Genomic DNA, 8002 nt, shown 5'->3' with positions numbered 1-8002 from the left:
ACGATCACCAGGACGGTGCCGAACTTCGCGGTCAGCTTGTCGAAGACGGCCCGCAGCTTCGGCTCGCTGTTGGGCAGTTGCTTGTCGAAGACCTTCTTCCCGGCCGGGGTGAGTCCGTGGCCGTGGTGAGCACTCTTGCCGACGTCCAGGCCCAGGAACACGCCCACGTCTTCGGTCTCGAACATCGCGCCCCTCCCAAGGGGTGTTGACGGTGCCGGCCTCGGCATCGGTGTCGTACTCGCGCATCCACGTTATGCAGACCTGCCGCCCGCGAGCTGTCCGGCATTGCGCCGGACCGGACGGTGGCCGGACCTCTCATCAGCGTCTCCGACGGCACCTCCCGGGCCCGGTGACACCACCCCCCAGGTCATGCCTTCGACAGGGGGCAACAGTCATGCCGGGCCCGGAGGCCAGCGGCCCTCTTGCAGGACCGCGGAAAACATAACGGGGAGGGGCGGGGCAGGGGTGAGCCCCGGCGCCTGGGCGGGGGCCTGGCGGCCGGGGCTTCGCGTCAGTGGTTGACGGCGGTGTTGCCGAAGGCCGGGTTCAGCAGGCCGATGACGTTGACGCTGTTGCCGGACACGTTGACCGGGACGTCGACCGGGACCTGGATGACGTTGCCGGAGACGACGCCCGGGGAGCCCACGGCCTCGCCGTGGGCGTGGCTGCCCTCGGTGGCGGAGGCCATTCCGGTTCCGGCGGCGAGCAGGCCACCGGCCACCATCGTCACGGCCGCTGCCTTCTTCAGGTTCTTCACTTTCCGAGCCCTCCTCGCGATGACCGCGGCAGGTGCCGCGGCGTGCATTGGAGAACGGCCGGAGCGGGCGATGGATACGGCCGTCCGGGGGACATTCCCACTACGGTATGAATCTCGCACCGGAGGGGAACCTTCCGCCCGGTCGCCGCGTCCGGTCAGCCGCTGAGCCCATGGCGTACGGCCCAGAGGGCGGCCTGGGTGCGGTCCGCCAGGTCGAGCTTCATCAGGATGTTCGAGACGTGGGTCTTCACGGTCTTCTCCGAGAGCACCAGGGCGCGGGCGATCTCCCGGTTGGAGCGGCCGTCCGCGATGAGCCCGAGCACTTCGCGCTCCCGCTCGGTGAGGGAGCCGCCGCGGCCCGGGCCCGAGCCGGTCTCCTCGTGGGACAGCAGCGCGCCGGCCACCTCGGCCTGGAGCAGGACGTGCCCGGCGTGCACGGAGCGGATGGCTCCGGCCAGCGCGTCGGGGTCGATGTCCTTGTACACATAGCCGGCGGCACCCGCGCGGAGGGCGGGGACGACCGTGCGCCGCTCGGTGAAGCTGGTGACGATCAGCACGCGCGCGGGGTGGTCCAGTTCGCGGAGCCGGCGCAGCGCGTCCACGCCGTCCATGCCCGGCATCTTGACGTCCATGAGGATGACGTCGGGCTTCAGCTCCTCCGCCAGGGCGACCCCCTCGGCGCCGTCCGCGGCCTCGCCGACGACCTCGATGTCGCCCTGCACCTCGAGGAAGGTGCGCAGGCCCCGGCGTACCACCTGGTGATCGTCAACCAGCAGCACCTTGATCGCGTCAGCCACCGGGAACCTCCATCTCGATCGTGGTGCCCTTGCCGGGCGCCGATTCCACGCTCAGCCTGCCGCCGACGCCGCTCGCCCGGTCCCGCATGGAAACGAGGCCGAGATGGCGGCCCGCGCTGCGGACGACGCGCGGGTCGAAGCCGCTGCCGTCGTCGCTGACCCGCAGGACCGCCCCGCCGCCCCTGCGGTCCAGGGTGACGTCGACGTGCTCGCCGCCGGAGTGCCGCAGGGCGTTGTGCAGGGCCTCCTGGGCGACGCGCAGTACCGCTTCCTCCTGGGCCGCGGGCAGCGCGCGTACGCCGTGGCCGGTAAAGGTGACCCGCGCGGTGTGCGCGCGGTCGAGGACCTGTGTCTGGGTGCGGAGCGTGGCGACCAGTCCGTCCTCGTCGAGGCCGGCGGGGCGCAGCTCGACGACGGCCGCGCGCAGTTCCTCGACGGCCTCGGCGGCGAGGGTGGCCACCTGCTGGAGTTCGCCCTTGGCGCGGGAGGGGTCGCGGTCGACGAGGCGGGCGGCGGCCTGCGCGGTGAGCCGGAGGGAGAAGAGCTTCTGGCTCACGGCGTCGTGGAGCTCGTGGGCGAGGCGGGAGCGTTCGTCGGCGATGGTCAGCTCGCGGCTCCGCTCGTAGAGCCGGGCGTTGGTGAGGGCGATCGCGGCGTGCTGGGCGAGGATGGCGAGCAGTTCCTCGTCGTCCTCGGTGAAACCGCAGGTGCCTTCGGGTCTGGAGGACTTCTTGTTGGCCAGGAACAGGGCGCCGATGACCTCGTCGCCGTCGCGGATCGGCAGGCCCAGGAAGTCGGCCAGTTCGGGGTGGGCGCTGGGCCAGCCCCCGAAGCGCGGGTCGCGGCGTACGTCGGCGAGCCGCTGCGGTGTGGCCTCGTCGAGCATCGCGGCGAGGATGCCGTGCTGGCGCGGGAGGGGGCCGATGGCCTTCCACTGGTCCTCGCCGACGCCGTCGACCACGAACTGGGCGAAGCCGCCGTGGGCGTCGGGCACGCCGAGGGCGGCGTACTGGGCGTCGAGGAGGTCGCGGGCCGAGGCGACGATCGTCTTGAGGACGTCGCGCACCTCGAGGTGCCTGCTCATGGCCAGCAACGCGGTACTGACCGCGGCGAGGCCGGACCGGGGGCCGTGGCTCATGTCCTCACGGTACCGGTGGGCCGTGACGGCGCGGATCGGGCGGACGACGGCGGTCGGCCGGGCGATGGTCCTAGGTCCGCCGGTCCCGCGCCGCGGCCGTTGGCGTAGAACCGGGGGCCGCGCGGTGCGTGCCGGGCGGGCGGCGACCGGCCGGCGTGGCGGGTACGAGGAGCCGCTGCGCGGAGGCCGTACGCGGCATGCGTCCGGGCTGTGCGTCCGGTCCTCCCGGGGGACGTGACCGCACCGTCCGGACCCCCCTCACACAGTGCATTGCTCCAGCAACCGCCCGTGAGATCGAGGGGCGGCCGGTGTGAGGCCGGGCATAGGGCGCACATCACGTACGAAGGGGAGTAGGAGAGGCATATCGACCTCATGAGCGGGGCGTACTGCCACATCTGCCCCCCTTTGCCCCTCCCGGGTCCACTACCCGGCTTCGTACGTCACACCTTTGCCTCGCCATTTTGCGGCCGCTAAGAATGACTGCGTCGCTCAGCGCCGTGGGTTTTCGGACCGCGGCGTTTGTGCCGGAAGCACCCTGTCCCCGCCGGACATTGAGCGACCTCCGCGCTATTCGAAGAGGTCCGTCCCGCATGTCCAAGAACATCCTGACCCGTGGCCATAGTCGTGCGCTGACCCGTCACCACAAGCTCGCCGTCGCGGGTGTCGCCGCTCTCGGTGCCGCCGCGATCGGCTTCTCGGCCGTCCCGAGCAACGCGTCCACGACCACGACGGCCGAGGCCGCCTCCGCGCCCGCGGCGAAGGTCGAGTACAGCGCCGAGCCGATCCAGGGCGTCAAGGCCGGCGTCACCGACCAGCTCGCCGGTCCCAGCGTCAAGATCGAGCGGATCGCGGCGAAGAAGGAGGCCGCGGCCGAGGCCGCCGCCGAGAAGAAGGCCGCCGCTGCCGCCGCGAAAGCCGAGGCCGAGAAGGCCCGCCAGGCCAAGGAGACCGCGAGCCGCGCCGCCGAGCGCGCCGAGGTGAAGAAGGCCGCTCCCAAGACGTACAGCAACACCCTGGACGGCTGGATCCGTGAGTCCCTGGCCATCATGAAGAAGCACGGCATCCCCGGCTCCTACGACGGCATCCACCGCAACATCATGCGGGAGTCCTCCGGCAACCCGAAGGCGATCAACCTCTGGGACGTCAACGCCCAGAACGGCATCCCGTCCAAGGGGCTGCTGCAGGTGATCCCGCCGACGTTCGACGCCTACCACGTCCCGGGCACCCCGAAGAACATCTACGACCCGGTCGCCAACATCACCGCCGCCTGCAACTACGCGGCCGACAAGTACGGCACCATGGACAACGTCGACAGCGCGTACTGAGGTCGGCGCGGACCTCTTCACGCGAACACGGACGCCGAAGGGCGGCACCCTCCTGACGGGGTGCCGCCCTTCGGGGCCGTCCGGCCCGGATCACTTGCGCATGACCTCGGGCTCGTGGCGGCGCAGGAAGCGGGCCACGAAGAAGCCGCAGATCACGCCGAGGACCATCAGCGCGCTCATGTCCATCGCCCAGGCCCCGACCGTGTGCTCCCACAGCGGATCGGTGTCGCCGGCCGTCTCCGGCGGGCTGATCCTGTTGAAGTCCAGCGTGGCGCCCGAGGCGGCCACCGCCCAGCGCGACGGCATCAGGAACGAGAACTGGTTGACGCCGATCGAGCCGTGCAGCGCGAACAGGCAGCCGGTGAAGACGACCTGGATGATCGCGAACATCACCAGCAGCGGCATGGTCTTCTCGGCGGTCTTCACCAGCGAGGAGATGATCAGGCCGAACATCATCGAGGTGAAACCGAGCGCCATGATCGGCACGGACAGCTCCAGCAGCGTGAAGCCGCCGAAGACCAGGCCCTCCTCCGGAAGCTCCCGGCTGGAGAAGCCGATCACACCGACCAGCAGGCCCTGCAGCACGGTGATCATGCCGAGCACGAACACCTTCGACATCAGGTACGCCGAGCGGGACAGGCCGGTGGCGCGCTCCCGCTCGTAGATGACCCGTTCCTTGATCAGCTCACGTACGGAGTTCGCCGCGCCCGCGAAGCAGGCGCCGACGGCGAGGATCAGCAGCACCGTGGTCGCGGTGCCGTTCGGGATGATCCGGCCGGTCTCCGGGTTGGGCGGATTGGGCAGCAGGCCCTTGTCCGCGTCGATGAGCAGGCTGACCGCGCCGAGGACGGCCGGCAGGATCACCATCAGGGCGAGGAAGCCCTTGTCGGAGACGATCACCGAGACGTAGCGGCGCACCAGGGTGACGAACTGCGACATCCAGCTCTGCGGCTTCGGCGGCCGCATGGCCTGCATCTGCGGCACCTGTACGGACTGCGGCGCGACCGCGTCGATGTCCGCGGCGTACATCTGGTAGTGCTGCGAGCCCTTCCAGCGGCCCGCCCAGTCGTAGTCGCGGTAGTTCTCGAAGGCGGAGAACACGTCGGCCCAGGTGTCGTAGCCGAAGAAGTTCAGTGCCTCCTCGGGCGGGCCGAAGTAGGCGACCGAGCCTCCCGGCGCCATCACCAGCAGCTTGTCGCAGCTCGCCAGCTCGGCCACCGAGTGGGTGACGACGAGGACGGTGCGGCCGTCGTCGGCGAGGCCGCGCAGCAGCTGCATGACATCGCGGTCCATGCCCGGGTCGAGGCCGGAGGTCGGCTCGTCCAGGAAGATCAGCGACGGCTTGGTGAGCAGTTCCAGGGCCACCGAGACGCGCTTGCGCTGGCCTCCGGAGAGGGAGGTGACCTTCTTCTCCTTGTGGGGGTCCAGCTTCAGTTCGCGCAGCACCTCGTCGATGCGGGCGTCGCGCTCGGCGGCCGTGGTGTCGGCCGGGAAGCGGAGCTTGGCCGCGTACTTGAGGGCCTTCTTGACGGTCAGTTCCTTGTGCAGGATGTCGTCCTGCGGGACCAGACCGATGCGCTGGCGCAGCTCGGCGAACTGCTTGTAGAGGTTCCGGTTGTCGTAGAGGACCTCGCCCTGGTCGGCGGGCCGGTAGCCGGTGAGCGCCTTGAGCAGGGTCGACTTGCCGGAGCCGGACGGTCCGATGACCGCGATCAGCGACTTCTCCGGGACCCCGAAGGAGACGTCCTTGAGGATCTGCTTGCCGCCGTCGACCGTGACGGTCAGATGGCGGGCGGAGAAGGACACCTCACCGGTGTCGACGAACTCCTCGAGCCGGTCGCCGACGATCCGGAACGTCGAGTGGCCGACGCCCACGATGTCGGTGGGGCCGAGCAGCTGCGATCCGCCCTTGGTGATCGGCAGACCGTTGACGTACGTGCCGTTGTGCGAGCCGAGGTCGCGGATCTCCATGCGCCCGTCGGGCGTCGAGTGGAACTCGGCGTGGTTGCGGGAGACCTGGAGGTCGGAGACGACCAGGTCGTTCTCCAGCGCACGGCCGATGCGCATCACACGGCCGAGGGAGAACTGGTGGAACGTGGTGGGGCTGCGGTCGCCGCACACCGGCGGCGCCCCCGCGCCGCTGCCGGGTCCCTGCTGCCGCGGGATGTGCGGCGCGGACTGCTGCGGTTCCGCCTGCTGCCAGCCGGGCTGGGCGGGCTGCTGCTGTTGCGGCGCCTGCTGGGCCCAGCCGGCGTTCGCGCCCTGGGCGGCGTACGGCTGCTGTGCCTGCGGCGTGGCGGCCGGGGCCGCGGCGCCGACGCCGGACAGCGTCACGCGCGGCCCGTCGGTGGCGTTGCCGAGGTTCAGCACCGTGTCGGAGGCGAGCTCCAGATGGTGGATCCGCTGCCCCTGTACGAACGTGCCGTTGGTGCTGCCGTGGTCCTCGATGACCCAACTGCGCCCGTTGAAGCTGATCGTGGCGTGACGCCAGGAGACCCTGGCGTCGTCCAGCACGACGTCCCCCTGCGGATCACGTCCGAGGGTGTGAGCCCTGGACGGATCGAGCGTCCAGGTCCGTCCGTTTGATTCCAGTACGAGTTCCGGCACTCCATGCCCCACTGAGTTGTCCCCCGAATTTCCCCCATCGCAGGGAGTCTAGGGATGTCGAACATCGGGAGGAACTATTTCAGGCTCGGCCCTCCGACCGAAAGCCGGGCCTTGTCACGAGCGCGCACCAACGCATCCACCGGTGTGCGTCGGCGGGGTTGAAATCGGCCCGGAGAGTGGTAAACCACGCGAGGGGGACACGCGCGGCCCTGCTGCCGCGCCGCGGATCGGGGGGTCTGCCATGAGTGCTGCCACGAGCGTCGGCGACGCGGGGCCGGGCCCGCGCGTGCCGTGGGCAGATGTGCTGATGTCCGCGGTCGCCGCGGTGAGCTGGGCGTTGATCGGGATGGCGGGGACGGCCGCGCTCGGCCTGCGTCTCCTGGACGCGGACGCGGCCGGTTCGTCGGGCCCGCTGACCGCCGCCGTGGTGGCGCTGGGGGCGGGTGGTTCGGTCACGCCGTCCGGCGACGTGTCCGCGTACGGGCTGTCCGGCGCGGAGGCGGACACGGCCATCGACTTCACGCCACTGGGCGTGAGCCTGGTGGGGGCGCTGCTGCTCTCCTGCTTCTTTCTGCGCTCCCTGCGGGCGGCGGGAGCCGCGGTCCGTACCGCCGAACTCCTCGCCCGCGTGGGAGCGGTGGTCGCGCTGTCGGTGGCGATGGCGGGCGGGCTGGTCTGGGCCGGGCACGACGTCGTCACCATCGACGGCAGCTCACTCGGGCCGGCCGGCCCGCCGGGCACGGGCGGTGGCGGTCTGGAGATTCCGGGGCTGGGGGACGTCGGGGGGCTGCTGCCGGACCGGGTCGGTGATCTCGTCGACGCCTCGGCGGCGGTCGGGTTCACCGTCGACACGGTGCCGACGCTGTTCGGCGGGTTCGGCTGGTCGGCCGGTGTGCTGCTCGTCGCGCTGTGCGCGTCCCGCCGTACGCCTCTGCCGCGCGGCTGGGACGTCATGCACCGGGGGGTGCGGCCGGCGGTGTCGGCGGTGGTCACGGTGCTGCTGGTGGCGGTGGCGGCGGGGCTCGCCGCGGCGGGGTACGCGGCGATCGGCGACGACCATCCCCGGCGGATCGCGGGGGCGGCGCTGCTGGGGGCGCCGAACGGGGTGTGGCTCGGGATACCGGTCGGCCTGTTCGTGCCCTGGGACGGACGGGCGAGCGGGGCGCTGCTCGGGGTGCTGCCGTACCCCGTGGACGAGCTCCTGGGGGCCGGTTCGGACCGGCCCGTCACGCTGGGGCGGATGGCGGAGCTCGACGGGCGGATGTGGCTGCTGGGGGTGGCCGCCGCGCTGATGATGCTGCTGGCCGGGGTACTGACGGCGGTACGCACTCCGGTGCCGGCGGCGCGGCCGGGCGCCGCGGGTTTCGCCGGGTGGTGC

7 protein-coding genes are annotated in these 8002 nt (G+C 71.2%); 2 read left to right on the top strand and 5 right to left on the bottom strand.

Annotated features, from left to right (window positions below; genetic code table 11):
* From B9S61_RS16370 to B9S61_RS16355, 4 genes are all read right to left on the bottom strand, one after another.
* Positions 1-185, bottom strand: a 185-nt coding sequence (locus B9S61_RS16370; protein WP_146064863.1) for a transposase, incomplete at its 3' end; no start/stop codon positions are given.
* A 326-nt stretch (positions 186-511) separates the two neighbouring features.
* Positions 512-757 (bottom strand): chaplin, encoded by a 246-nt coding sequence (locus tag B9S61_RS16365; RefSeq protein ID WP_103542920.1) that lies wholly within the window; start codon positions 755-757, stop codon positions 512-514.
* A 155-nt stretch (positions 758-912) separates the two neighbouring features.
* Positions 913-1554 carry a response regulator transcription factor gene (locus B9S61_RS16360; RefSeq protein WP_103542919.1) on the bottom strand — a complete coding sequence of 214 codons (642 nt, stop codon included), beginning with the start codon at positions 1552-1554 and terminating at the stop codon, positions 913-915.
* Positions 1547-2692, bottom strand: coding sequence for a GAF domain-containing sensor histidine kinase (locus tag B9S61_RS16355; protein ID WP_103542918.1), 1146 nt, complete (start codon positions 2690-2692; stop codon positions 1547-1549). Before B9S61_RS16355 ends, B9S61_RS16360 begins: the two co-directional genes overlap by 8 nt.
* A 590-nt stretch (positions 2693-3282) precedes the next feature.
* On the opposite strand from B9S61_RS16355, the gene B9S61_RS16350 reads away from it, so the two are divergent.
* Positions 3283-4017, top strand: a complete 735-nt coding sequence (locus B9S61_RS16350) for a transglycosylase SLT domain-containing protein (protein WP_103542917.1) — start codon at positions 3283-3285, stop codon at positions 4015-4017.
* Positions 4018-4107: 90 nt separating this feature from the next.
* Here B9S61_RS16350 and B9S61_RS16345 read toward each other — a convergent pair whose 3' ends face one another.
* Positions 4108-6624: an FHA domain-containing protein gene (locus tag B9S61_RS16345; RefSeq protein WP_181007388.1), complete on the bottom strand. Its 2517-nt coding sequence runs from the start codon at positions 6622-6624 to the stop codon at positions 4108-4110.
* A 241-nt stretch (positions 6625-6865) separates the two neighbouring features.
* Between B9S61_RS16345 and B9S61_RS16340 the strand changes: the two genes are divergently transcribed.
* Positions 6866-8002: streptophobe family protein (locus B9S61_RS16340; protein ID WP_219819923.1), on the top strand; the 1137-nt coding region annotated here is incomplete at its 3' end.

It is taken from the genome of Streptomyces sp. SM1, assembly GCF_002910825.1.
In the GTDB taxonomy this organism is placed as follows: domain Bacteria; phylum Actinomycetota; class Actinomycetes; order Streptomycetales; family Streptomycetaceae; genus Streptomyces; species Streptomyces okerensis.
This window is presented reverse-complemented; position numbering and strand designations above follow the sequence as displayed.